Annotated in this window: 20 protein-coding genes; 9 read left to right on the forward strand and 11 right to left on the reverse strand. The window is 55.0% G+C overall.

The window, feature by feature from the left end:
- Positions 1 to 24: 24 nt before the first annotated feature.
- The 3 genes from ftsL to mraZ are packed head-to-tail and all read right to left on the reverse strand — an operon-like array spanning position 25 to position 1,744.
- A complete protein-coding gene (gene ftsL / locus F8R23_RS14015; RefSeq protein WP_012005204.1) occupies positions 25 to 345 on the reverse strand; it encodes a cell division protein FtsL in 321 nt (106 codons plus the stop codon).
- Positions 342 to 1,283: a 16S rRNA (cytosine(1402)-N(4))-methyltransferase RsmH gene (rsmH, locus tag F8R23_RS14020; RefSeq protein WP_085120224.1), complete on the reverse strand. Its 942-nt coding sequence runs from the start codon at positions 1,281 to 1,283 to the stop codon at positions 342 to 344. The genes ftsL and rsmH overlap by 4 nt, the downstream gene beginning before the upstream one ends.
- Before the next feature lie 2 nt (positions 1,284 to 1,285).
- Positions 1,286 to 1,744 carry a division/cell wall cluster transcriptional repressor MraZ gene (gene mraZ / locus F8R23_RS14025; protein WP_085120223.1) on the reverse strand — a complete coding sequence of 153 codons (459 nt, stop codon included), beginning with the start codon at positions 1,742 to 1,744 and terminating at the stop codon, positions 1,286 to 1,288.
- Positions 1,745 to 2,615: 871 nt separating this feature from the next.
- Between mraZ and F8R23_RS14030 the strand changes: the two genes are divergently transcribed.
- Complete coding sequence (locus tag F8R23_RS14030; protein ID WP_085120222.1) at positions 2,616 to 3,056, forward strand: L-alanine exporter AlaE; 441 nt, start codon at positions 2,616 to 2,618, stop codon at positions 3,054 to 3,056.
- A gap of 40 nt (positions 3,057 to 3,096) precedes the next feature.
- Here the strand turns inward: F8R23_RS14030 and cra are convergent, their stop codons facing one another.
- From cra to leuO, 5 genes are all read right to left on the reverse strand, one after another.
- Entirely contained in the window at positions 3,097 to 4,101 is a 1,005-nt protein-coding gene (cra, locus tag F8R23_RS14035; protein ID WP_085120221.1) for a catabolite repressor/activator, read from the reverse strand.
- Between the two features lie 216 nt (positions 4,102 to 4,317).
- Complete coding sequence (gene ilvN / locus F8R23_RS14040; protein WP_170287991.1) at positions 4,318 to 4,809, reverse strand: acetolactate synthase small subunit; 492 nt, start codon at positions 4,807 to 4,809, stop codon at positions 4,318 to 4,320.
- A gap of 2 nt (positions 4,810 to 4,811) precedes the next feature.
- Positions 4,812 to 6,530, reverse strand: coding sequence for an acetolactate synthase 3 large subunit (gene ilvI / locus F8R23_RS14045; protein WP_129934244.1), 1,719 nt, complete (start codon positions 6,528 to 6,530; stop codon positions 4,812 to 4,814).
- Positions 6,531 to 6,846: 316 nt separating this feature from the next.
- Entirely contained in the window at positions 6,847 to 8,655 is a 1,809-nt protein-coding gene (locus F8R23_RS14050; protein WP_129934242.1) for an AMP-dependent synthetase/ligase, read from the reverse strand.
- Positions 8,656 to 9,118: 463 nt separating this feature from the next.
- Entirely contained in the window at positions 9,119 to 10,066 is a 948-nt protein-coding gene (leuO, locus tag F8R23_RS14055) for a transcriptional regulator LeuO (protein WP_151415728.1), read from the reverse strand.
- Positions 10,067 to 10,955: 889 nt separating this feature from the next.
- Between leuO and leuA the strand changes: the two genes are divergently transcribed.
- The 4 genes from leuA to leuD are packed head-to-tail and all read left to right on the forward strand — an operon-like array spanning position 10,956 to position 15,640.
- Positions 10,956 to 12,530, forward strand: a complete 1,575-nt coding sequence (leuA, locus tag F8R23_RS14065) for a 2-isopropylmalate synthase (RefSeq protein ID WP_017891594.1) — start codon at positions 10,956 to 10,958, stop codon at positions 12,528 to 12,530.
- A gap of 2 nt (positions 12,531 to 12,532) precedes the next feature.
- Entirely contained in the window at positions 12,533 to 13,624 is a 1,092-nt protein-coding gene (leuB, locus tag F8R23_RS14070) for a 3-isopropylmalate dehydrogenase (RefSeq protein WP_129934238.1), read from the forward strand.
- A 1-nt stretch (position 13,625) separates the two neighbouring features.
- The gene (leuC, locus tag F8R23_RS14075) at positions 13,626 to 15,026 is read left to right on the forward strand and encodes a 3-isopropylmalate dehydratase large subunit (RefSeq protein ID WP_129937893.1); all 1,401 of its coding nucleotides are present in this window, start codon (positions 13,626 to 13,628) and stop codon (positions 15,024 to 15,026) included.
- 11 nt (positions 15,027 to 15,037) lie between these two features.
- Positions 15,038 to 15,640: a 3-isopropylmalate dehydratase small subunit gene (gene leuD / locus F8R23_RS14080; RefSeq protein ID WP_085120215.1), complete on the forward strand. Its 603-nt coding sequence runs from the start codon at positions 15,038 to 15,040 to the stop codon at positions 15,638 to 15,640.
- A gap of 48 nt (positions 15,641 to 15,688) precedes the next feature.
- Here the strand turns inward: leuD and F8R23_RS14085 are convergent, their stop codons facing one another.
- The 3 genes from F8R23_RS14085 to sgrT all read right to left on the reverse strand — a co-directional run bounded on the left by F8R23_RS14085 (position 15,689) and on the right by sgrT (position 18,838).
- Positions 15,689 to 17,161, reverse strand: a complete 1,473-nt coding sequence (locus F8R23_RS14085) for a DASS family sodium-coupled anion symporter (protein WP_129934235.1) — start codon at positions 17,159 to 17,161, stop codon at positions 15,689 to 15,691.
- A gap of 141 nt (positions 17,162 to 17,302) precedes the next feature.
- On the reverse strand, positions 17,303 to 18,508 hold the full coding sequence (locus F8R23_RS14090; protein WP_151415729.1) for a sugar efflux transporter: 1,206 nt from the start codon (positions 18,506 to 18,508) through the stop codon (positions 17,303 to 17,305).
- 156 nt (positions 18,509 to 18,664) lie between these two features.
- Complete coding sequence (gene sgrT, locus F8R23_RS14095; protein ID WP_112348008.1) at positions 18,665 to 18,838, reverse strand: glucose uptake inhibitor SgrT; 174 nt, start codon at positions 18,836 to 18,838, stop codon at positions 18,665 to 18,667.
- A gap of 90 nt (positions 18,839 to 18,928) precedes the next feature.
- Here sgrT and sgrR point away from each other — a divergent pair, with 90 nt between their 5' ends.
- The 4 genes from sgrR (at position 18,929) to thiQ (ending at position 24,171) form a co-directional block, all read left to right on the forward strand.
- Positions 18,929 to 20,590: an HTH-type transcriptional regulator SgrR gene (sgrR, locus tag F8R23_RS14100; RefSeq protein ID WP_129934231.1), complete on the forward strand. Its 1,662-nt coding sequence runs from the start codon at positions 18,929 to 18,931 to the stop codon at positions 20,588 to 20,590.
- 320 nt (positions 20,591 to 20,910) lie between these two features.
- Positions 20,911 to 21,897: a thiamine ABC transporter substrate binding subunit gene (thiB, locus tag F8R23_RS14105; RefSeq protein WP_151415730.1), complete on the forward strand. Its 987-nt coding sequence runs from the start codon at positions 20,911 to 20,913 to the stop codon at positions 21,895 to 21,897.
- Positions 21,873 to 23,480, forward strand: a complete 1,608-nt coding sequence (gene thiP / locus F8R23_RS14110; protein WP_112348006.1) for a thiamine/thiamine pyrophosphate ABC transporter permease ThiP — start codon at positions 21,873 to 21,875, stop codon at positions 23,478 to 23,480. The genes thiB and thiP overlap by 25 nt, the downstream gene beginning before the upstream one ends.
- The gene (gene thiQ, locus F8R23_RS14115) at positions 23,467 to 24,171 is read left to right on the forward strand and encodes a thiamine ABC transporter ATP-binding protein ThiQ (protein ID WP_151415731.1); all 705 of its coding nucleotides are present in this window, start codon (positions 23,467 to 23,469) and stop codon (positions 24,169 to 24,171) included. Before thiP ends, thiQ begins: the two co-directional genes overlap by 14 nt.
- The last annotated feature ends 66 nt before the right edge of the window (positions 24,172 to 24,237 follow it).

The following is a 24,237-nucleotide window of genomic DNA, read 5'->3' on the forward strand; positions in this document are numbered from 1 at the left end:
GTGTAGTGATTTCAGTTAAACCATTCATTGTTTAACGATGATATTTTCCTGCGATGGATCAACATGTTGCATCTGCAGTTTTTCAGTAGCGATGCGCTCTACCCGACTGTGATCCCCAAGAGCATTCTCTTCCAGAATCAGGTTGCGCCACTCAATGTCCAGAGCATCTCGCTCTAAAACAAGCTGCTCGCGCTCGGCGGTCAGCAAACGGGTACGGTGCGCGGTAGTCACCACAAAAACCGCAGACACCAGCGAGGCAATCAGCAAAATCAACGGGATCTTGGCGTTACGTAGCAGATCGCCGCCAATCACCCCGACTAAGCCATGACGCTCATTACCAATCACGCGGGCATCCTCTCGGCAATACGCAACACCGAGCTACGCGCACGTGGGTTTTCCGCCACCTCGGCATCTCCAGGCATCATCTTACCCAGCGCTTTCAACGTGCGTCCGCCCATGCTGCGCAATTGCGCTTCGGTCAATGGAATACCGGCCGGTACCTGCGCACCGCGGCTGTGGTGGCGCATAAAGCGTTTAACGATACGGTCTTCCAGCGAGTGGAAGCTGATCACCGACAGGCGGCCCTGCGGGGCCAGCACTTCCAGCGCGCCGTCCAGCGCACGTTCGATCTCTTCCAACTCACTGTTGATGTAGATACGGATCGCCTGGAAACTGCGGGTTGCCGGGTGTTTGTGTTTATCCCGGAACGGGCTGGCGTTGGCGATCAAATCGGCCAGCTGTTTGGTGCGAGTCATCGGGTCGACCAGATTTCTTTCCACGATGGCGCGAGCGATACGCTTGGCGAAACGCTCCTCGCCAAAGGTTTTCAACACCCAGGCAATGTCGTCGGCTTCCGCTTTCATCAGCCACTCGGAGGCTGACTGACCGCTTGAGGAGTCCATACGCATATCCAGCGGTCCGTCACGCATGAAGGAGAAGCCGCGTTCTGCGTCATCCAACTGCGGCGAAGAAACGCCCAGATCGAGTAAAATGCCATCTATCTGCCCCACTAATTCGCGTTCCCGCACATAGTGTGACAAATCTGAAAATGGGCCGTGTACGATGCTAAAACGAGGATCTTCAATAGACTTGGCGGCTGCAATCGCCTGTGGGTCGCGGTCAATTGCCAGCAAACGCCCTTCCGGCCCCAACTGGGACAGAATCAGACGCGAATGGCCACCGCGGCCAAAAGTACCGTCGATATATATGCCGTTACTGCGAATATTGAGACCTTTTACCGCCTCATCCAACAGTACGGTGGTGTGTTTATAATTTTCCAACATGCTTATAGCGACAAGTCCTGTAGCCGCTCAGACAACGGTTCCTGAGTCGACTGTTCTGCGTCAATATCATCCTTGACTTGTTGATACCAGGTCTGTTCATCCCACAGTTCAAACTTGTTGAACTGCCCGACCAGCATCACTTCTTTGGTAAGCCCGGCGTGTTGGCGTAGCGTTGTCGCTAACAGCAACCGACCGGCGCTATCCATCTGACACTCACTGGCATGTCCCAACAGCAAGCGCTGAACGCGGCGCTCGGCGGGATTCATACTCGACAGACGGGATAACTTTTGCTCGATAATTTCCCATTCGGGCAGTGGGTAAAGCAGTAGGCAGGGCTGATGGAGGTCAATGGTGCAAACCATTTGGCCTAGCGATTGCTCGTTCAGCAAATCCCGGTAACGGGTGGGTACGGCAAGCCGCCCTTTGCTGTCGAGATTAACCATCGTTGCTCCACGGAACATGCCTGAGCTACCCCTCCACGACCATTTTCACCACTTTACCCCACAAATTCCCACATAATGGAGTTTACGGAGGGTATGAAAACCTTGTCAAGCCAGAGCGCCAGCGCTTTGGCAATATTTCTTCGGTCATTTTGGGAGCCGGCTCGCGAAAGGAACGCTATTTATTAGATGATTAAAAATTAACATCATGATAAACGGGGAGAAATTTCTAAGCGGAAAGAACGTGATTAAAAACCTGACAAATTGGCGATTAATTAACTCAATACTTCCTTCTGCAATCGATGTCTCATTTTTTAGCTCGGCAATCACATCCCTGTAACCCGTTGGGACCCGCACCGGACAAGGCCCGGCGTAAACTTGCCTTACCGCCGAAATAGGGCTTAAGCCATTGAGTTAATAACGCTCAACGGTTATTACGCCCCACACCGGCCGCTATTTTACTTCAATTAAAGCCTCAGTGATAAGTTCGCTGAAAAAATAAATGGCTCGGATATTACGAGGGAAGCTAATTTCGATTTAAATCAATTTAGTAAGATTATTCTCAAAATACCTGTTTACAATTATGGTTTCATTTCCTTACATCATTTATTCCCACAATTTTTACTGTGAAAAAGCACCTCGCCGCAACAAATAATGCAACTCATTGTTTTTTATTGAATAGTTGCAATTCATCCATTTTTAATCCCTTCGCGCCATATTCCTCTGCCTGAGCTCAGCACAAAAACCACGCAATACCTTAAAATAAAAATATTTAGCTACTTAGTGAATTCATGACGGAAGTGTAAACTACAAAAAGAATAAAAAACCAGATTTAACAACCAACAATTAATGATTTAACAGAGCATTAACCAATAACCACGGAGATTGCATCATGCTTTCGCCTGTCCCTCATTGGCGCAGCGCCGCTGCCGATACCTTTGCACTGGTGGTGTACTGCTTCATCGCCGGTATGGCGATAGAAATCCTGGTGTCCGGCATGAGCTTTCAACAATCACTCTCGTCCCGTTTGCTGTCGATCCCGGTGAACATCCTGATCGCCTGGCCCTATGGCCGCTATCGCGATCTGTTTATCCGTGTCGCCAGGCGCTTTCACCGCCAACCCTTTTTACTGCGCAACCTGGCCGACCTGTTGGCCTATGTCAGTTTCCAGTCCCCCGTCTATGCCGCCATCCTGTGGAGCGTCGGTGCCGATGGGCAACAAATCATGACGGCGGTAACCAGCAACGCGGTAGTGTCAATGGCAATGGGCGTGGTGTATGGCTACTTTCTCGAATACTGCAGAAGATTGTTCAGAGTGGCAGGCTACGTGTGAGGTGTGAAGCAGGAGCGCAACAGGGCGCTCCTGTTGAGGATTATTTCCTGCTAAGACTGCCGCGACGGAACAGATTGCGCCGGATGCGCGTCAGACCCGGTTTGGGTTTACGTGGTTCATCCAGGCTGGCCAGCACCAGTTCCAGCACGCGCTCGGCCACGTCACGGTGACGCTGGGCAACCGCCAAGACCGGACACTCGAGGAAGTCCAACAGCTCGTGATCGCCAAAGGTGGCGATCGCCAGATCGGTCGGCAAACGACCACGTTGCTTCAGCGTCACGTCCATCACCCCTTGCAGCAAAGAGAATGAGGTGGTGAACAGCGCCTGCGGCATCGGGTGGGTTTTCAACCATTCGGCAAACAACACGCCGGCAGCCTCACGCTCATAACTGTTGGCATACAGATAATCGACATGCCGCTCGTCATCCTGCCATGCCTCACGGAACCCCTGCTCACGCAGGAAGCTGACTGAAAGTTCCGGCAAGGCCCCCAGATACAGCACCGATTCAGCCGGGAAGGTACGAAGCTCCTGCGCCAGCGCGAATGAGTCCTCTTGATCGGCCCCCACCACGCTGATGAAATGCTCGCGATCCAGTGCCCGGTCCAGAGCGATAATCGGCAGTGGATCGTTGGCCCAACGCTGATAGAACGGGTGCTCTGGCGGTAAGGCGGTGGAAACGATCAACGCGTCAACCTGGCGTTGCAACAGGTGCTCAATGCAGCGCATCTCGTTATCCGGTTGATCTTCCGAACAGGCAATCAACAACTGGTAGCCGCGTTGGCGAGCCTGACGTTCCAGATAGTTGGCAATGCGGGTGTAGCTGGTGTTTTCCAGATCCGGTATCACCAGACCGATTGAACGAGTCCGCCCGGCGCGCAGCCCTGCCGCGACGGCATTCGGATGATAGTTGTGCTCCCTGACCACGGCCATCACTTTTTCGACGGTTTTATCGCTGACACGATACTGCTTCGCCTTGCCGTTGATGACATAACTGGCCGTAGTGCGCGAAACGCCTGCGAGACGCGCGATTTCATCCAGTTTCACGTTAACCCCTTAATGACGCTGAAAATAGAAGTGAAAACCATGCTCGGATTAACCATCGCATCCTGTGCGGTTATTCAATCCAGCCTCTGCGATCTAACAGCAGAAAACACTGCCTAGCAACCGCTTTTGCCGAAAGGTGCCAGCAAACAGGCAAAAAACACCGAAAAACAAAGGGCGCAGCCTGGCTACGCCCCTAGATTATGCCGGTATCACGCCTCAGCGCATGATTTTATCGCCGCGCGACACGCCGACCACACCGGAACGCGCCACCTCGACAATTTCGGCCACTTCACGCACCGCACTCAGGAACGCATCCAGTTTGTCGCTGGCACCCGCCAGTTGAACGGTGTACAGCGTAGCCGTAACGTCGACAATCTGACCACGGAAAATGTCGGCGCAGCGTTTCACCTCTTCGCGGCCATAACCGCTGGCCTGCAGCTTCACCAGCATGATTTCACGCTCAACGTGCGCGCCCTGCACCAGTTCGCTGACGCGCAGCACGTCCACCAACTTATGCAGCTGCTTTTCGATCTGCTCCAGCACTTTCTCATCGCCAACGGTTTGAATCGTCATACGTGACAGAGTGGGATCGTCGGTCGGTGCTACCGTCAGGCTTTCAATGTTGTAACCGCGCTGAGAGAACAAGCCCACCACACGCGATAACGCACCGGATTCATTTTCCAGCAATACAGATAAAATACGGCGCATGATCAGGTCCTCTCCGTTTTGCTTAACCACATTTCGTCCATGCTTCCACCCCGGATCTGCATCGGGTAAACATGTTCGGTCTCATCGACGGTGACGTCGACAAATACCAGACGCTCCTTCTCGGCCAGCGCCTGTGCCAGTTTGCTTTCCAGCTCATCCGGGGTGCGAATGGCGATGCCTACGTGGCCATAAGCCTCCGCCAGTTTGACGAAGTCCGGTAGGGAATCCATATAAGACTGGGAGTGGCGGCCGGAATAAATCATGTCCTGCCACTGCTTCACCATCCCCAGATAGCGGTTGTTCAGGTTCACTACGATCACCGGCAGGTTGTACTGCAGCGCGGTGGACAGCTCCTGAATGTTCATCTGGATACTGCCGTCCCCGGTGACACACACCACGGTTTCATCAGGCAGTGCCAACTTCACGCCCAGCGCCGCCGGCAGACCAAAGCCCATGGTGCCCAGCCCGCCGGAGTTAATCCAACGGCGTGGTTTGTCGAATGGGTAGTAGAGTGCGGCGAACATCTGGTGCTGGCCGACATCGGAGGTGACATAAGCGTCGCCTTTGGTCAGCCGGTGCAGGGTTTCGATCACTGCCTGCGGCTTAATGGTGCCGCTGTTTTTGTCGTAGCTCAGGCAATTACGCGCGCGCCACTGCTCAATGGACTGCCACCAGTCACGCAACGCATCGTGGTCCTGCGCCTTGTCTTCCTGTGCCAGAAGCTCCAGCATCTGCGTAAGCACCTGTTTGGCATCGCCAACGATTGGAATATCGGCGTCTACCGTCTTGGAAATTGAGGTAGGGTCAATGTCGATATGCAGTACGGTAGCGTCCGGGCAGTATTTGGCCAGGTTGTTGGTGGTACGATCGTCAAAACGCACGCCGACGGCAAAAATCACGTCAGAGTTGTGCATGGTTTTGTTGGCTTCATAAGTGCCGTGCATGCCAAGCATGCCGACGCTCTGGCGATGAGTACCGGGAAAGGCACCCAACCCCATCAGGGTGCAGGTCACCGGCAGATTCAGCTTCTCCGCCAATTCCAGCAGCTCTGCCTCACAGGCCGAGTTGATCGCCCCGCCACCAACGTACATAACGGGTTTTTTAGCCGACAGCACGGTGTGTAACGCACGCTTAATCTGCCCGCGATGCCCTTGCACCGTCGGGTTATAGGAACGCATGCTCACTTCCTGCGGATAGGCGTAAGGCATTCTCACCGCCGGACCCACGATGTCTTTCGGCAGGTCGATCACCACCGGACCAGGGCGACCGGTGGAGGCCAGGTAAAAAGCCTTCTTCAGGATGCCGGGAATATCTTCGGTGCGTTTGACCAGGAAGCTGTGCTTCACTACCGGGCGAGAAATCCCCACCATGTCGCACTCCTGGAAGGCATCATAGCCAATCAGCGAGCTGGGAACCTGACCGGACAGCACTACCATTGGGATGGAATCCATATAGGCGGTCGCAATACCGGTGATCGCATTGGTCGCTCCGGGGCCTGAGGTCACCAGCACCACCCCCACTTCGCCAGTCGCACGCGCATAGCCATCGGCCATATGCACGGCACCTTGCTCATGGCGTACCAATATGTGATCGATTCCTCCGACCGTATGCAGGGCATCGTAGATATCGAGTACCGCCCCGCCCGGATAACCGAATACATGCTTAACGCCCTGATCGATCAACGATCGGACGACCATCTCGGCTCCTGACAACATCTCCATGGGTTTGCCTCCAGGCTAACTTATTCTTATCTGGCGCCGGAACGTGGCGCCTGTTGTGGGGCAATACCCCAAACTTTTTATGGATTGACTATAACCCATTAACATAACGTCAGAATATAAGGCAGGCAAACGGCAAAATGGCACAACAACAAAAGGGTTACTGGCAACGAGCTGGGGATCGGGGATTTACAGAAACAATGCACTAGCCGCTGGCAAATCGGGCTAGGCATTGTTTCAGTCAGGCGAGGAATTACAGAACTATATCAGGCAAGAAAGATGCCGTTTTTTTAACCGGGCAACCTGCACTAAGTCTTGGTTAAGCCTTCTCCTGGTACATCGAATCAATTTCACTCTGATAGCGCTGCAAAATCACTTTACGACGCAGCTTCAACGTCGGTGTCAGTTCCCCCAACTCCATCGAAAAGGCCGCCGGCAACAGGGTAAACTTTTTCACCTGTTCGAAACGCGCCAACTCTTTTTGCATCTCACGCAGGCGGCTGTCGAACATTTCCAGAATATGGCTGTTGCGCAGCAGTTCAAGCCGATCCTGGTATTTCAGGTTGATGGACTTGGCATACTCTTCCAGCGACTCAAAGCTGGGCACAATCAAAGCGGAGACAAATTTACGTGCGTCGGCAATGATCGCCACCTGTTCGATAAAGCGATCCTGCGCCAGCGTACCTTCTAGCATCTGCGGGGCAATGTACTTACCACCGGAGGTTTTCATCAAATCCTTAAGACGCTCGGTGATAAACAGGTTGCCGCCTTCGTCAATGGCACCGGCATCGCCGGTCTTCAACCAACCATCTTCGGTAAATGAGGCGGCGGTTTCCAGCGGCTTATTGAAATAACCGCGCATCACCACCGGGCCACGCACCTGGATTTCATTCTCCTCACCAATACGCACCTCAACCCCCGGCAGGGGTTTGCCAATCGAGCCAAAGCGGAAATTGCCCTCTTCCCAGCAGGAAACGGTGGCGCAGGTCTCGGTCATGCCATAACCATATTTGATGTTGATGCCCATAGCCTGGAAAAACAGGATGACATTGTCGTCCAGTTTGGCACCGGCAGCCGGCAAGAACCGCACCCGCCCGCCGAGAATGCCGCGCAGTTTACTCAACACCAGCTTATCGGCCCAACGGTGGGAAAGATCAAACAACTTGCCCAGAGGTTTACCGGCGCGTTCTTGCAGGAACTTACGCTCACCGCAGACAATTGCCCAGTGGAACAGTGCACGGCGCAGCCAGGGGGCACGGGCAACTTTCTCGTGCACTGCACTGAAGATTTTTTCGTAGAACCGCGGCACCGCACACATCAGCGTCGGGCGTACCGCCGTCATGGCCTCACGCACCCAGTCGGTATTGGGCAAAAACACGTTTTGCGCACCGGAGTGCATGATGAAGAAACTCCAGGCGCGTTCAAACACATGCGACATTGGCAGGAAACTGAGAGAGACATCTTCTTCCGTTACCGTCAGTCGCTCATCGTGCAGATAAAGCTGTGCCGCCAGGTTACGGTAATCCAGCATCACCCCTTTAGGTTCACCGGTGGTACCGGAGGTGTAGATCAGTGTGAACAGATCCCGCAGATCGCAATCGGCAATGCGTTGCTGCAGCTGCGATTCAAACGCCGCCGGATCGGCTTCACGCTCAAAGGCGCTCAGGTGCCGAGCAATCTCACAACCACGCAGATCAACGCCGTCATCAAACACAATAATGTGGTTCAATTGCGGACAGACGCCGCGTAATGCGATGGCAGCATCCAGTTGAGCCTGTTCGCCAACGAACAGAATGCGGATATCGGCGTCATTAATGATAAAAGCCGCCTGGGCCGGTGTATTGGTGGCATACAGCGGCACGCTGACCCCACGTAACCGCAGGATCGCCAAATCCGCCAGCGACCAGGCCATACTGTTATTGGCAAAGATCGCGATACGCTCCTGCACCTCGGTGCCCAACGCCAACAGCGCACTGGCAATGTGGTTGATATGTGTATCGACCTGCAGCCAGGTCAATTGGGTCTCTCCAGCAGGAGACCATTGGCGAAAAGCTGTGCGATCGGCACGCTGGGAAATTTGGTGCTGTATACGGTGAGTCAAATGGTATTGCAGCAGATTATTGATCATAGCGCCCTGAGCCTGAAATGAATCAAACAGTTAGCGTTGAGCAGGCCATCTTCCTCTGCATCTCAGCTTACACGTGTTTACTTTTTTTCGCGCAGTCTACCTACTCTCTGGCAACGGGAAAAGAGATTTCAGCGTAGAAGTGTGAGCTAAAACCCAGGTTAATTTCACCGCAACCTCTCATTGGACAGAAGGGTGATGAAAAGGTTTTATCCAGGTCACAAAACGCGGGTTCGACAGGCACCGAAGAAAACAGATAAAAACACCAACTGTAATTAATATTTCAGAATATAATTTCATTATAATAATTTTCAATGAAACTACCTAAGTCATTCGGAAGCGGTTAATTCAGAACACTTAAGCCAAGATATATCTTACATAAACCCAAGGTAATTCCTAACCAACGAATGGGAAAAATTATTCCCCCAACGGGAAACTACCACCTCGGGGGTAATAATCGGCTGATTTACTCAGACATATCAGACTGGCCAAGCATACCTTTCATCCATAGATGTCCCTTATCTCTTTCTGCCGACTCATGCCAGGACAGATAACAGGTCACCTTATTTTCACTGCAGGGGAAAGGAATAAAACGCAACTGTAATGCTTCAACCTGCTGCTGAGCCAGCCAGGCCGGAACTATCGCAATCATGTCAGTATTGGATACCATATTCAGCACACTGTATAAATCGGTACATTGCTGAGCCACGACGCGCTGCATCGCCTCCTCTATATAGTAAGGCTTACTGAAGGAGTTAAAAATATCCAGCGAAACCACCGCATGCTGCTCCCCAAGAATTTGTTCCGGCGTAATGGCCTTTTCAATTCTCGGATGTTTCTTGGCAAGAACCAGCACCAGTTCATCCTCAAAAAGCCTCACACTTTTAAACTCTGCCGATTCAAAACAGGCATAGCCAATAACGAACTCAACCTCCTGGTAGCGCAATTGGCTATCAATACTACTCGTTATATATGATTTTATTTTTAAATGGGTCTGAGGCGCTATTTCCTTCAGATGGTTGATTAGCGCGGATCCCAAGCGCAAATCAAGTGGGCTGCAAATGGCGATGGAGAAGACTCGCTCACTGGTAAAGGGTTCAAACTCCGCGCCAGGTAACTCATTTTGCACCAACTGCAATGCTTGCCTCACCGGCCCAAAAAGCTGCCTGGCCCTTACAGTAGGCTGGATCCCGCGCCCACAGCGCACAAACAACTCGTCATTGAACATCAGTTTCAAGCGCGCAACGGCGTTGCTCACTGCCGGTTGCGACATCCCCAAAAAGCTCGCGGCCCGGGTAATATTCTGCATCTGCATAACGGCATCAAACACCGTTAGCAAATTCAGATCGACGCTGCGTAAATGCAAATCGCTGGTTTCTTTCTCAGTGATAACTTCTGAATTATATTCCGACATATCCCACTCCACTAAGTCCTGTGTAGATAATCCCCAAAGTACAATTAACGAGTGATAATTCATCGCTGTTCTAATCGCACAAAGCAGAATTAGTTATCTCGTGCTCAGTTCATTTAAACCGAGCTCAAGCAACGTCCTATATACAAACATGGTTAAAATTTAATACCTACCGCACATCACATCCATTCTTCTCACCGAAAGAGATCACACACTATTTAAATCGATTAACTTCACAAACCTCTCTTTGCACCTTCATTTAACTTCTGTTCCTTACCCTTACTTACTCCGATGAAAACACGGTTAATAACCACTTCCTTTAATAAAACAACCTCATTAATTACTGGCAACCATTAACTCTATGAATAATTCATAAAAAACATAACAAACCAAAAATATATTGATGTAAAAAATATAACCACCACTATTTTTCTTTTGGCTAGCATGCCTTCTGTCGTTTTGCATCTTTAATTTTAACCTAATGAACATCAGAAGCAATTGCGGCGATATATATTCATTTCATTTATGCTAACAGGCCCGCAAATCCTTCACTGCCTTTTATCTGACAATGTCATTTTTTACCGAACTATCTTCTGTGCACCGCGGAACGTAAATCAGGAGGTCAGTGAGTACCCTCATTTTCAATCAGGTGTTGACATGACCAAGCCAATAACGTATCAAATTAGGCAACGAAACTATTTTAGAGAAGCTGAACCGCCATGAACCGTACTTACCGTCTACTAGGCCTACTACTTAACGCATCTTGTTTGCGCGGTATGCCGGTGGACGCAGTTCAGAGCTGATTTAGCCCACCCTCATAACAAACCCGCGCTACTGCGCGGGTTTTTTTTTACCCGCTTAGCGTGAAATAAACACGATAAGGAACACCCTGATGAGCCAACAAGTCATTATTTTCGATACAACGCTGCGTGATGGCGAACAAGCGCTGCAAGCCAGCCTGAGCGTGAAAGAGAAGATTCAGATAGCGATGGCGCTGGAGAGAATGGGTGTCGACGTCATGGAAGTCGGCTTCCCGGTATCCTCACCGGGCGATTTCGAATCCGTACAAACCATTGCCCGCCAGATTAAAAACAGTCGTGTATGTGGCCTGGCCCGTTGCGTGGATAAAGACATCGACGTCGCAGCCGAAGCGTTGCGGGTGGCCGAAGCCTTCCGTATTCACGTGTTCCTGGCCACCTCCACCCTGCATATTGAATCCAAGCTGAAGCGCTCGTTCGACGAAGTGTTGGAGATGGCAATCCGCTCAGTGAAGCGCGCCCGTAACTACACTGATGACGTAGAATTCTCCTGTGAAGATGCAGGCCGTACGCCGATCGATAACCTGTGTCGTGTGGTAGAAGCCGCCATCAACGCCGGTGCTACCACCATCAATATTCCAGACACCGTTGGCTACACCACGCCGAACCAGTTTGGTGGCATTATCACCACCCTGTATGACCGCGTACCGAATATCGACAAGGCCATTATCTCTGTGCACTGCCACGACGATCTGGGAATGGCGGTCGGCAACTCCATCGCCGCGGTGCAGGCGGGGGCACGGCAGGTAGAAGGCACCTTGAACGGCATTGGTGAACGCGCAGGCAACACCTCGCTGGAAGAAGTGATCATGGCGATCAAAGTGCGCCAGGACATCATGAACGTGCATACCAACATCAACCATCAGGAAATTTTCCGCACCAGCCAAATTGTCAGCCAGCTGTGTAATATGCCGATCCCTGCCAACAAGGCGATCGTCGGTTCCAATGCCTTCGCCCACTCCTCGGGCATTCATCAGGACGGCGTGCTGAAAAATCGTGAAAACTACGAAATCATGTCCCCGCAAACCATAGGTCTGAAAGATGTGCAGTTGAACCTGACCTCCCGTTCCGGCCGCGCCGCGGTGAAACACCGTATGGAAGAGATGGGCTACAAAGAACAGGACTACAACCTGGACAATCTGTACGCCGCCTTCCTGAAGCTGGCCGATAAGAAAGGTCAGGTGTTCGATTACGATCTGGAAGCCCTGGCCTTCATTAATAAGCAGCAGGAAGAGCCCGAGCATTTCAGCCTGGACTACTTCAGCGTGCAGTCAGGCAGCAGCATCATGGCCACCGCATCGGTGAAATTGATCTGCGGCGAAGAAGAGAAAGCCGAAGCGGCCACCGGTAACGGGCCGGTTGACGCGGTCTATCAGGCCATCAATCGCATTACCGGTTATCCCATCGAACTGGTGAAATACCAATTAACCGCCAAAGGCCAGGGCCGTGACGCACTGGGCCAGGTTGATATCGTGGTGTCCTACAACGGCCGCCGCTTCCACGGCGTGGGTCTGGCGACCGACATTGTGGAATCCTCCGCCAAGGCGATGGTTCACGTATTAAATAATATTTGGCGCTCCCAGCAGGTAGAAAAAGAAAAACAGCGTCTGCAGCAAAGCAAACATCAAAATAATCAGGAAACGGTGTGAACATGACGAAGACTTACCACATTGCCGTCTTGCCCGGAGACGGAATCGGCCCGGAAGTAATGGCCCAAGCGCGTAAAGTGTTGAACGCAGTGCGTCAGCGCTTTGATATCCGTATCACCGAAGCCGAATACGACGTCGGTGGCATCGCCATCGATCGCCATGGCAGCCCGCTGCCACAGGCCACCCTCGCCGGTTGTGAGCAAGCCGACGCCATCCTGTTCGGCTCGGTAGGTGGCCCGAAGTGGGAACACCTGCCGCCGGCAGAGCAGCCTGAACGTGGCGCTTTGCTGCCGTTGCGTAAACACTTCAAACTGTTCAGCAACCTGCGCCCTGCTCGTTTGTATCAGGGGCTGGAAGAGTTCTGTCCACTGCGTGCCGACATCGCCGCCCGCGGTTTCGATATTCTGTGCGTGCGTGAACTGACCGGCGGCATCTACTTTGGCCAACCAAAAGGCCGCGAAGGCCAGGGCATGCAAGAACGCGCCTTCGATACCGAGGTTTATCACCGCTTCGAGATCGAACGCATTGCCCGCATCGCCTTCGAGTCCGCCCGCAAGCGTCGCAACAAAGTGACCTCGATTGATAAGGCCAACGTGTTGCAAAGCTCCATTCTGTGGCGCGAAGTGGTCACTCAGGTCGCCAAGGATTACCCGGATGTGTCGCTGTCGCATATGTACATCGACAACGCCACCATGCAGTTGATCAAAGACCCGTCACAGTTCGACGTGCTGCTGTGCTCCAACCTGTTCGGCGACATTCTGTCCGACGAATGTGCGATGATCACCGGTTCGATGGGCATGCTGCCTTCCGCCAGCCTGAACGAACAGGGCTTTGGCCTGTATGAGCCGGCCGGTGGGTCAGCGCCGGATATCGCGGGTAAAGGCATTGCCAATCCGATCGCCCAGATCCTGTCTGCCACCCTGCTGCTGCGTTACAGCCTGGGTGCCAGCGAAGCGGCCGATGCCGTTGAACGCGCCATCAATCAGGCGCTGGAACAGGGTTACCGCACCGCCGATCTGGCCGGTGTTGGCCCAGCCATCAGCACCGATGAAATGGGTGACATCATCGCCCGCTTTGTCGCTCAGGGGGCATAACATGTCTAAAACGTTATATCAGAAATTATACGATGCCCACGTGGTCTACTCAGCGCCGGAAGAAACCCCGCTGTTGTATATCGATCGCCATCTGGTGCACGAAGTGACTTCCCCGCAGGCGTTCGACGGCCTGCGCGCCATGGGCCGTAAAGTACGCCAGCCGGGCAAGACTTTTGCCACCATGGACCACAACGTGTCCACCCAAACCAAAGACATCAACGCCAGCGGCGAGATGGCGCGCATTCAGATGCAAGAGCTGATCAAGAACTGCGAAGAGTTTGGCGTGTTGCTGTATGACCTGAACCACCCGTATCAGGGCATCGTGCACGTGATCGGCCCAGAGCAGGGCATGACGCTGCCGGGCATGACCATCGTCTGTGGTGACTCACACACCGCGACTCACGGCGCTTTCGGTTCACTGGCGTTTGGTATCGGCACCTCCGAAGTGGAGCACGTGCTGGCGACCCAAACCCTGAAGCAGGGCCGTGCCAAGACCATGAAAATTGAAGTGACCGGCGATGCGGCCGATGGCATCACCGCCAAAGACATTGTACTGGCGGTGATTGGCAAAACCGGCAGCGCCGGCGGCACCGGCCACGTAGTAGAGTTCTGCGGCAAGGCCATTCAGGCGTTGAGCATGGAAGGCCGCATGACGCTGTGCAACATGGCGATCGAAATGGGTGCCAAAGCCGGGCTGGTTGCGCCGGACGACACCACCTTTGATTACCTGAAGGGCCGTCAGTTTGCACCAACCGGCAGCAACTGGGAACAGGCCGTTGCCTACTGGCGCACGCTGAAATCCGACGACGATGCCAAGTTCGATACCGTTGTCACCCTGCGTGCTGAAGACATCGCGCCACAGGTGACCTGGGGAACCAACCCTGGGCAGGTTATCGCCGTCAACCAGACCATCCCGGCCCCTGAGTCGTTCAGCGATCCGGGTGAGCGTGCCTCGGCCGAAAAAGCCCTGGCTTATATGGATCTGAAACCGGGTATCAAGCTGACAGAGGTGCCGATCGACAAGGTATTTATCGGTTCCTGCACCAACTCACGTATAGAAGACCTGCGCGCAGCGGCAGCCATCGCCAAAGGCCGCAAGGTAGCCAGCGGTGTTCAAGCCATCGTGGTACCCGGCTCTGGCCCGGTGAAAGCACAGGCGGAAGCCGAAGGCCTGGATAAAATCTTTATCGATGCCGGTTTTGAATGGCGCCTGCCAGGCTGCTCGATGTGCCTGGCGATGAACAACGACCGCCTGAACCCGGGCGAACGCTGCGCATCTACCAGCAACCGTAACTTCGAAGGGCGTCAGGGCCGCGGTGGGCGTACTCACCTGGTCAGCCCGGCAATGGCCGCTGCGGCCGCTATTGCCGGCCATTTCGCCGATATCCGTGATATTCACTAAGGGACGCAACCGTGGCTAAATTTACTCAACATACCGGTTTAGTGGTGCCTTTGGATGCGGCTAACGTCGATACCGATGCCATTATTCCAAAACAGTTTTTACAGAAGGTAACGCGCACCGGCTTTGGCCAGCACCTGTTTAACGACTGGCGTTTTCTGGACGATGCCGGTCAGCAGCCAAATCCGGAGTTTGTACTGAATCAACCGCGTTACAAAGGTGCCAGCATTTTGCTGGCGCGTGAAAATTTCGGTTGCGGCTCATCGCGTGAGCATGCCCCCTGGGCGCTGACCGACTACGGCTTTAGAGTGGTGATTGCCCCCAGCTTCGCCGATATCTTCTACGGCAACTCGCTCAACAACCAGCTGCTGCCGGTTAAGCTGAGCGAGCAGGACGTGGAAACGCTGTTCCAACTGGTCGCGGCCAACGAAGGCATTGAATTTGAAGTTGACCTGGAAAACCAAACGGTGAAAGCCGGTGACAAAAGCTATCCTTTCGAGATAGACAGCTTCCGCCGCCACTGCATGATTAACGGGTTGGACAGCATCGGTCTGACGCTGCAACACGAAGCGGATATTTCCCGCTACGAGGCGCAGCAACCGGCTTTCCTGAACTGATACTAATCACCCGCCGCCAGGCGGGTGTTTTTTATTATCAATAACCGCTTACCAGTAGCCCAGCCACTTCCACCACGCCCCACCAATCAACATCCAAATCAGCAAATTAACTATGCTCATCACCAAACCTGTTTTCCACCACTCACCCAGCGTCGCATAGCCGGAGCCGAAGACAATCGGTGCCGTGCCGGTACCATAGTGTGTCAGCGACATCATCAGTGAAGAAGAAAATGCCAGAATTAAACCCAGCAGCGCGGGCGGTGCGCCGAGCGCAATACCGGCGGCAAAGAAGGCGGCAAACATGGCGGTAACGTGCGCGGTGGTGCTGGCGAAGAAGTAATGCGAATACAGATAGATGATGGTCAGCAGTACTGTGCCGCCAACCCAACTCATCCCCATATGATCAATACCGTTACCCACGGTTTGCGACAGCCAACTGATTAACCCCAACTTGCCAAGGAAGCTGGCCATCATCACCAGTGCGGAGAACCACACCACCGTGTCCCAGGCCCCCTTGTGCCTGAGCACATCTTCCCAACTCAACACGCCGGTCGCCAGCAGCACCGCCAGGCCAATCATCGCGGCGGTGGTTGGGTTGACCGCCAGCGCCGGGCCGAAGATCATCGCCGGAATACCGGCCCACAGCACCAGCAGCAAGGCAAACACCGCCAGCGTGATTTTCTCCGGCAGCGTCACCGGTCCCAGCGCTTGCAGCTTGTCGCGTGCGAAACACGGGGCATCCGGGGTGCTTTTCACCTCCGGCGGATAGAGCAGATAAATCACCAACGGCATGACGATCAGCGAGCACAACCCCGGCACCAGCGCGGCCACCGCCCACATAGACCAGGACAGCTCGAAGTTACCATGCGTGCCCTTGGCGATCAGGCTGACGATCAACGGGTTAGGTGCGGTCGCGGTGATAAACATCGCCGAAGTGATCGGATTGATATTGTAATTTACCAGTGACAGATAACGACCAATCTTGCCGGAGGTGTTCAACTCGGGTTTGGAGCCGAAACTGTCGGCGATCGACTTCATGATCGGATGGATAATCCCACCACCACGGGCGGTGTTGCTAGGGGTCACCGGTGCCAGGGTGGTTTCCGCCAGCGTTAGCGCATAGGCGATGCCCAGTGTCTTCTTACCGAACAGCGAGATAAAGTAATAGCCGATACGCGCCCCCAGCCCGGTTTTGTTCAGGCTAAGGGAGATCATGATCGAAAAGCCGATCAGCCAGATCAACTGGTTGGAAAATCCGCTGAGCGCATCATTCAGCGCAGCACCGGGTTTACCGGGATTGGTGACGCCCGTGACGGCCACCAGCGCAATCGCCACCACCGAAACGGCACCAATAGGCATAGCTTTGCCAATGATGGCGATGATGGTGCCGATAAACAGCGCGAGCAAATGCCAGGCATTGGGTTCCACCCCTTCAGGCACAGGGATCACAAACCAGATAAGCAAGGCGGCAACGACGGCACACAGAGAAGGGACGGGCTTGAGCGGCGTTAGTTTATCCATAACATACCCACTTTTCTAAACGGATCGGCATCTCAGCAGCAAGATGGGCGGGAACGCGCTTATCGCGTTCCGGGTCCGTTCAGCTTGGGGGGCTGGCGTCATGTTCTCAATGACATGCGTCAAGATTGGTGACGTTTAAGCTCACACTTCCCGCACGCGGGCACTCATCCACAACGCCGCCACCGCCAGAAGGGTCGCCAACCAGTAAACCGCATAGTGTCCCAGGTTTTCCACCAGCGCCCCCTGCAGTACCCCGGCCAGGATCACCCCGGTGGAAATACTGTTGGTAAACAGCGTGGTTGCCGCGCCCGGTCGGCCTGGCATCAGGTCCTGGAAATAGAGCATACCGATACCGGCGATGATGCCGATAAATATGGCGTTGAACAGCTGTAGCACCATCAGCGCCAGCTTAAATTTAAACACTACCAACCCGGCATAAAACAGAATGCCGGCCGCCACGGCGAACAGCATCATGTTGCGCTTACCGAACCGTTTGACGTAATAACCGGCCAGCAACATTGCCGGGATCTCCAGCCCGGCGGCGGTCCCCATCAGCAGCCCCGCCAGATCCTCCGGCAGGCCCAGATCGGCGGTGATATACAGCGGCATGTCGATAATATACAGGGTGTTGCAGGTCCACATCAGCATCGAGGCAATAAACAAGCGTCGTACATCGCGGTTGCGCCAGACGCTGACAGGGGCGATGGGAGCCGATGAGGTCACCGCCAGTACATTCGCCGGCTCGACCGGAGCCGCACGGGGCACCGAAGGCAGGGTAAACCACACCAGCAATGCACAGATCGCGAAGGTCGCCGCGGCAATCATGAACATCCAGGTAAATCCATAGTTCAGCGCCAGCGTGAACGACAGCGGCGGACCAATCACCCAGGCCAGCGACAGTTGCGCACGCATCACCGAGCTGAACATCACCACTTCACGCGCCGAACTGTCGGCATATTCCCGCGCCAGCGCGAAAATCTGCGGCATCGCGGTATTGGCAATCGCCGACAGTAATACCCCGGCGGTGATCAATGTCAGGTAGTCACGGTTAAAGGCAAACAGCAGACAGTTGCCAACCGCCATCAGGCAACACACCAGGATCAACTTGCGACGATCGCCGCGTGAATCCGAACGCTTGGCCAACAGGAAACTGACCGCAATGCCGACAATGGCGTTAACGGTATAAAACAGGCCGACCCACAGCGGCCGCACCTTGACCTCGGTGGTCAGGAACAGGCTCAGCGTCGGCGCCAAGAGCGCGCCGGCAATGCCGGAAAGAAAAGCAATCAGCAGGAATGCGGCAAAGATCGGATTAAAGCGGCGTGGCAGCCAGCGCTGGCGTTTCATATCTTTGTTCCTGACCCTAAAGCGGAAGACAGAACCTTAGGCTACGGTGGCAAAATTGCAAGAACATCACCGCGACCCATAATAAAAAAACCAGTGGGTTTGACCCCACTGGCTGGTGAACAACACCATTACTCAGAAACCTTTCCTACCCGATTTTCACAGGTGCTCGCGATATTGCTTATCTGTCATGCCAGGGATATCCCATTGGGTTACATGCGCCAGTATCTCCAGCCGCGCCTGTTCAGGCACCAGCCCCAACCAGTCGGCCCGCTGGCGGCGTACCGCTGTGAAATACCGCTGATAGAACTGTTTTGACAAGAAAACTTTCATCCGTCGCCCTCCCCCTTTCATTGAGGAAAATTATCGGCGTAATATAGGGAAAGATAAATTGATGGGTTGATGCCGGAGCGTTCCTCTTTTATGTCCACCTCCAGATTGCAACAGCAATTCATTCGCCTGTGGCAGCGTTGCCACGGCGAGCCGACAGAAACGACCCTGCAAGAGCTGGCCGAAGTGCTCAGCTGCTCGCGCCGCCACGTACGTTCGTTACTGGGCGCCATGCAACAGCAGGGCTGGCTAACCTGGCAGGCAGAGTCGGGGCGCGGCAAGCGTTCACGGCTCACCTTCCATTACACCGGTCTGGCGTTGCAACAGCAGCGAGCGGAGGAATTGCTGGAGCAGGACCGCATCGATCAACTGGTGCAGTTGGTCGGCGATAAAAACGTGGTGCGGCAGATGCTGCTGTCCCAACTGGGGCGCAGCTTTCGTCAGGGGAAACACATTCTGCGGGTGCTCTACTATCGCCAGTTGTACAACCTGTTGCCCGGTTCGGCGCTGCGGCGCTCGGAAACCCATCTGGCACGGCAAATTTTCAGCGGCCTGACGCGGATAAATGAGGAAAACGGGGAACTGGAGTCTGACCTTTCGCATCACTGGCAGCCATTAACTCCACAGCACTGGCGTTTTTATCTGCGCCCGGCGATTCATTTTCATCATGGCCGCGAGCTGGAAATGGAGGATGTCATCAGTTCGCTGACCCGCTTGATGCCACAGCCGTTGTTTTCCCATATTGAACGCGTGACGTCACCGACGCCTTACGTGATCGACGTCCATCTGCACAGTCCCGATTACTGGCTGCCGTGGCTGCTGGGCAGCGTGCCCGCGATGATCCTGCCGCGTGAATGGCAGAGCCTGCCGGAATTCTCACGCCACCCGGTGGGGACCGGGCCGTATAGCGTGGTGCGCAACCACCGCAGCCAGATGAAAATCCATGCCTTTGACGATTACTTTGGCTACCGCGCGCTGATCGATGAGGTGAATATCTGGGTACTGCCGGAAGTGACCGAGGAACTGGTGCATTCCGGCGTCCAACTGCAGGCGGACGATACCGGCAAAAATGAGCTGGAAAGCCGGCTGGAAGAAGGCTGCTATTTCCTGCTGTTCGATCAGCGTTCGCCGCTGGCGGCCGATCCGGCTATTCGCAGCTGGTTGTGCGAGTTGATTAACCCCATTTCTCTGCTGAGCAATGCCGGCCCGATCTATCAGCGCTATTGGTCACCGGCCTACGGCCTTTTGCCGCGCTGGCACCATAACCGCACGCTGGCGCAGCAGCCCAAACCGGCCGGGCTGACCGAACTGACCCTGACCTACTACAGCGAGCATTCGGAATTCCACGCCATTCAGTTGGCGATCGAACCCCTGTTGGCGCAGCAGGGCATCAAGCTGAACATCCAGGTTGTGGATTACGACACTTGGCATAAAGGCGAAGCCAGTAGCGATTTATGGCTCGGCAGCGCCAACTTCTATCTGCCGCTGGAGTTCTCGCTGTTCGCTACCCTGTATGAACTGCCGCTGATGCAGCACTGCATGAATGAAGACCTCGCTACGGATGCCGCACAGTGGCGTGCCAATGCCTTGCCGCTGGCCGATTTTTGCCAACGCCTGGTCAGCAATCATCAGTTACACCCATTGTTCCACCACTGGTTGCAACTGCACGGCCAACGCAGCATGCGCGGTGTGCGGATGAACACCCTCGGCTGGTTTGATTTTAAATCCGCCTGGTTTGCGCCGCCGGAAGCATAAGTGCCTTTCACCGGCGCCCGTTAGTCTTTACAATGGCGCCGTCTCAACGGGGTGCAAAAAACGATTCATTGCTGAGATATACCCAAAATAATTGGAGTTGCAGGTAGGCGGCAACCGAACGAATCCCCAAGAACATAGAATTCCTATGTGACTGGGGTGAGAGAGAGAAGCCAACACCGCTGCAACTTCAAGTATGAAGGGGATAAACCCGTCGAACCTGATCCGGTCAATACCGGCGGAGGGATTTGAGCCCAGCGAACCGGCAGCAGCCGAACGCCCCCTCAGATACCCTTGCCCCCCTAAATTTTCAGGAGTGCAAAGTGGTCAAGAAAAGCCTGCCCTTATTACTGTTGTTGTGCGCCGCACCGGTGTTCGCCAAACCCACGCTGACGGTCTACACCTATGATTCGTTCGCTGCCGACTGGGGCCCGGGGCCGGCGGTCAAAAAAGCCTTTGAGGCCCAGTGTGACTGTGAGCTGAAATTCGTCGCGCTGGAAGACGGCGTTTCGCTGCTTAACCGCCTGCGCATGGAAGGAAAAAACAGCGCTGCCGACGTCGTGCTGGGGCTGGACAACAACCTGTTGCAGGCTGCGCAACAAACCGGTTTATTCGCGCCAAGCGACGTCGACAGCGCTAAGTTGAGCGTCCCCGGCGGCTGGCAGGATAAAACCTTTGTGCCTTATGACTACGGCTACTTTGCCTTTGTTTACAACAAAGAAAAGCTGAAGAACCCGCCCAAAAGCCTGCAGGAACTGGTCGACAGCGACCAGAACTGGAAGGTGATTTACGAAGATCCGCGCACCAGCACGCCAGGCCTCGGCCTGCTGCTGTGGATGCAGAAAGTCTATGGCGACAAGGCCCCCGCAGCCTGGCAAAAACTGGCGAAGAAAACCGTCACCGTGACCAAGGGCTGGAGTGAGGCTTACGGCCTGTTCCTGAAAGGCGAAGGCGACCTGGTACTCAGCTACACCACCTCTCCGGCCTACCATCTGATTGAAGAAAAGAAAGACAGCTACGCCGCCGCTAACTTCAGCGAAGGCCATTATCTGCAGGTCGAAGTGGCGGGCAAACTCAAGGCCAGCAAACAACCCGAGCTGGCAGAGCGCTTTATGCAATTTATGGTGACCCCGGCGTTCCAGAACAGCATTCCTACCGGCAACTGGATGTACCCGGTGATCAAAACCCAGTTGCTGGCCGGGTTTGAGCAAATGACCGTACCGCAGACTGCGCTGCAATACAGCGCTGAAGAAGTGGCCAAACAACGCGGCAACTGGATCCGGGCATGGCAAACCGCCGTCAGCCACTGATCCCACGCTGGCTATGGCCGGGGCTGCTGGCTGCCAGTCTGATCCTGTCCATCGCCGCACTGGCGATGGGGTCGCTGTGGCGGCACGCGCCGGAAAGCGACTGGCAAGGTCTATGGCAGGACAGCTACCTGTGGCATGTGGTGCGCTTCACCTTCTGGCAGGCGTTACTGTCTGCGCTGATCTCGGTGCTGCCCGCCATTTTGTTGGCGCGCGCACTGTACCGCCGCCGTTTCCCCGGACGCCAATTACTGCTGCGGCTGTGCGCCATGACGCTGGTGTTGCCGGTGCTGGTGGCGGTGTTCGGGCTGCTCAGCGTTTATGGTCGACAGGGCTGGCTGGCCGCGCTATGCGGTTGGTTGGGCATTGATTACAGCTTCTCGCCTTATGGCCTGCAGGGCATCCTGTTGGCCCACATGTTCTTCAATCTGCCGCTGGCGACCCGCCTGCTGTTGCAGGCGCTGGAAAATATTCCGGTCGAACAGCGCCAACTGGCAGCACAGCTCGGCATGAGCGGCTGGCAGCAGTTTCGTTTTGTCGAGTGGCCGGCACTACGCCGCCAGATCCTGCCGAGCGGTGCGCTAATCTTTATGCTGTGCTTTGCCAGCTTCGCCACCGTGTTGTCGCTGGGTGGCGGGCCGCAGGCCACCACCATCGAACTGGCGATCTACCAGGCGCTCAGCTATGACTACGATCTCAGCCGCGCCGCTCTGCTGGCGCTGATCCAACTAGCCTGCTGCCTGGGGCTGGTGGTACTCAGCCAACGCTTGAGCCAGGCCTTGCCGGTCGGCAACACCCAGGCCCACGTCTGGCGTAACCCGGAAGACAGCCTGTGGCGCCGCACCAGCGACTTTTTGCTGATCGTCGCCGCCCTGCTACTGCTGTTACCCCCGCTGTTGGCGGTGATTGCCGACGGTGCCAACCAAACTCTGGTCAGCGTGCTGCAACAGCAAGTGCTGTGGCAGGCGTTGTTTACCTCGTTGCGTATTGCTCTCGGTGCCGGCGCACTGTGCGTGGTGCTGACCATGATGCTGCTGTGGAGCAGCCGTGAGCTGAAGCTGCAACAGAGCCTGCGCTGGGGCCATGCACTGGAACTGAGCGGCATGGTGATCCTGGCGATGCCGGGCATCGTGTTGGCGACCGGCTTCTTCCTGCTGCTGAGCGATACCGTCGGGCTACCACAGTCGCCGTACGCACTGGTGATCCTCACCAATGCACTGATGGCGGTGCCCTACGCGCTGAAAGTGCTGGAAAACCCGATGCGCGACCTGGCCGAACGCTACAACCCACTGTGTCTGTCGCTGGATATCCACGGCTGGCAGCGGCTGCGGCTTATCGAGCTGAAAGCGTTACGCCGCCCTCTGGCCCAGGCGCTGGCCTTTGCCTGCGTGCTGTCGATCGGCGATTTCGGCGTGGTGGCCCTGTTTGGCAACGAGCACTTCCGCACTCTGCCTTACTACCTGTATCAGCAGATTGGCGCCTATCGCAGTAATGACGGCGCGGTCACCGCACTGTTGTTGCTACTGTTGTGTTTCCTGCTGTTTACCCTGATCGAACGCTTACCGGGCCGCCATGATAGAGCTTGAAAAACTGACCTACCTGTATGAGCACCTGCCGATGCGCTTTGACCTGCGCATTGAGCCAGACGAACGTGTCGCGGTGCTTGGCCCCAGTGGGGCAGGTAAAAGCACCCTGCTCAGCCTGATCGCCGGGTTCCTGCCGGCCGCCAGCGGCAAGCTGCTGCTTAACGGCAGCGATCACACCGCCACGCCACCGGCCAAACGCCCGGTCTCGATGCTGTTTCAGGAAAATAACCTGTTCGCCCACCTGACGGTGGCGCAGAACATCGGATTGGGTCTGGATCCGGGGCTGCGGCTGAATGAACAGCAAAAACAGCAGTTGGCGCAGATTGCCCGGCAAGTGGGGCTGGAAGAGCATCTGCCACGTCTGCCGTCCCAGCTTTCCGGCGGCCAACGTCAGCGTGCCGCCCTGGCGCGCTGTCTGATCCGCCAGCGCCCCATCTTGCTGCTCGACGAACCCTTTTCGGCGCTCGATCCGGCGTTACGCAATGAGATGCTGCACCTGCTGCGGGAGGTGTGTGACCAGCGCAACCTGACGCTGCTGATGGTATCGCACAATCTGGATGACGCCGCGCGTATCGCCCCGCGTACCCTGCTGGTGGTCGATGGCCGCATTTATTACGACGGTCCAACCCAGGCATTGCTGGACGGCAGTGCGGCGGAAGCCCGGGTGTTGGGCATTTCACACAAACCGTGATCTGCAGCGCGTTTTTTATGCTGTGCAAATAAACCTGTTGTGTGAATTTTGCGCCTGTGGTTTTAT

The organism is Serratia proteamaculans, assembly GCF_008830365.1.
Classification (GTDB): Bacteria; Pseudomonadota; Gammaproteobacteria; order Enterobacterales; family Enterobacteriaceae; genus Serratia; species Serratia proteamaculans.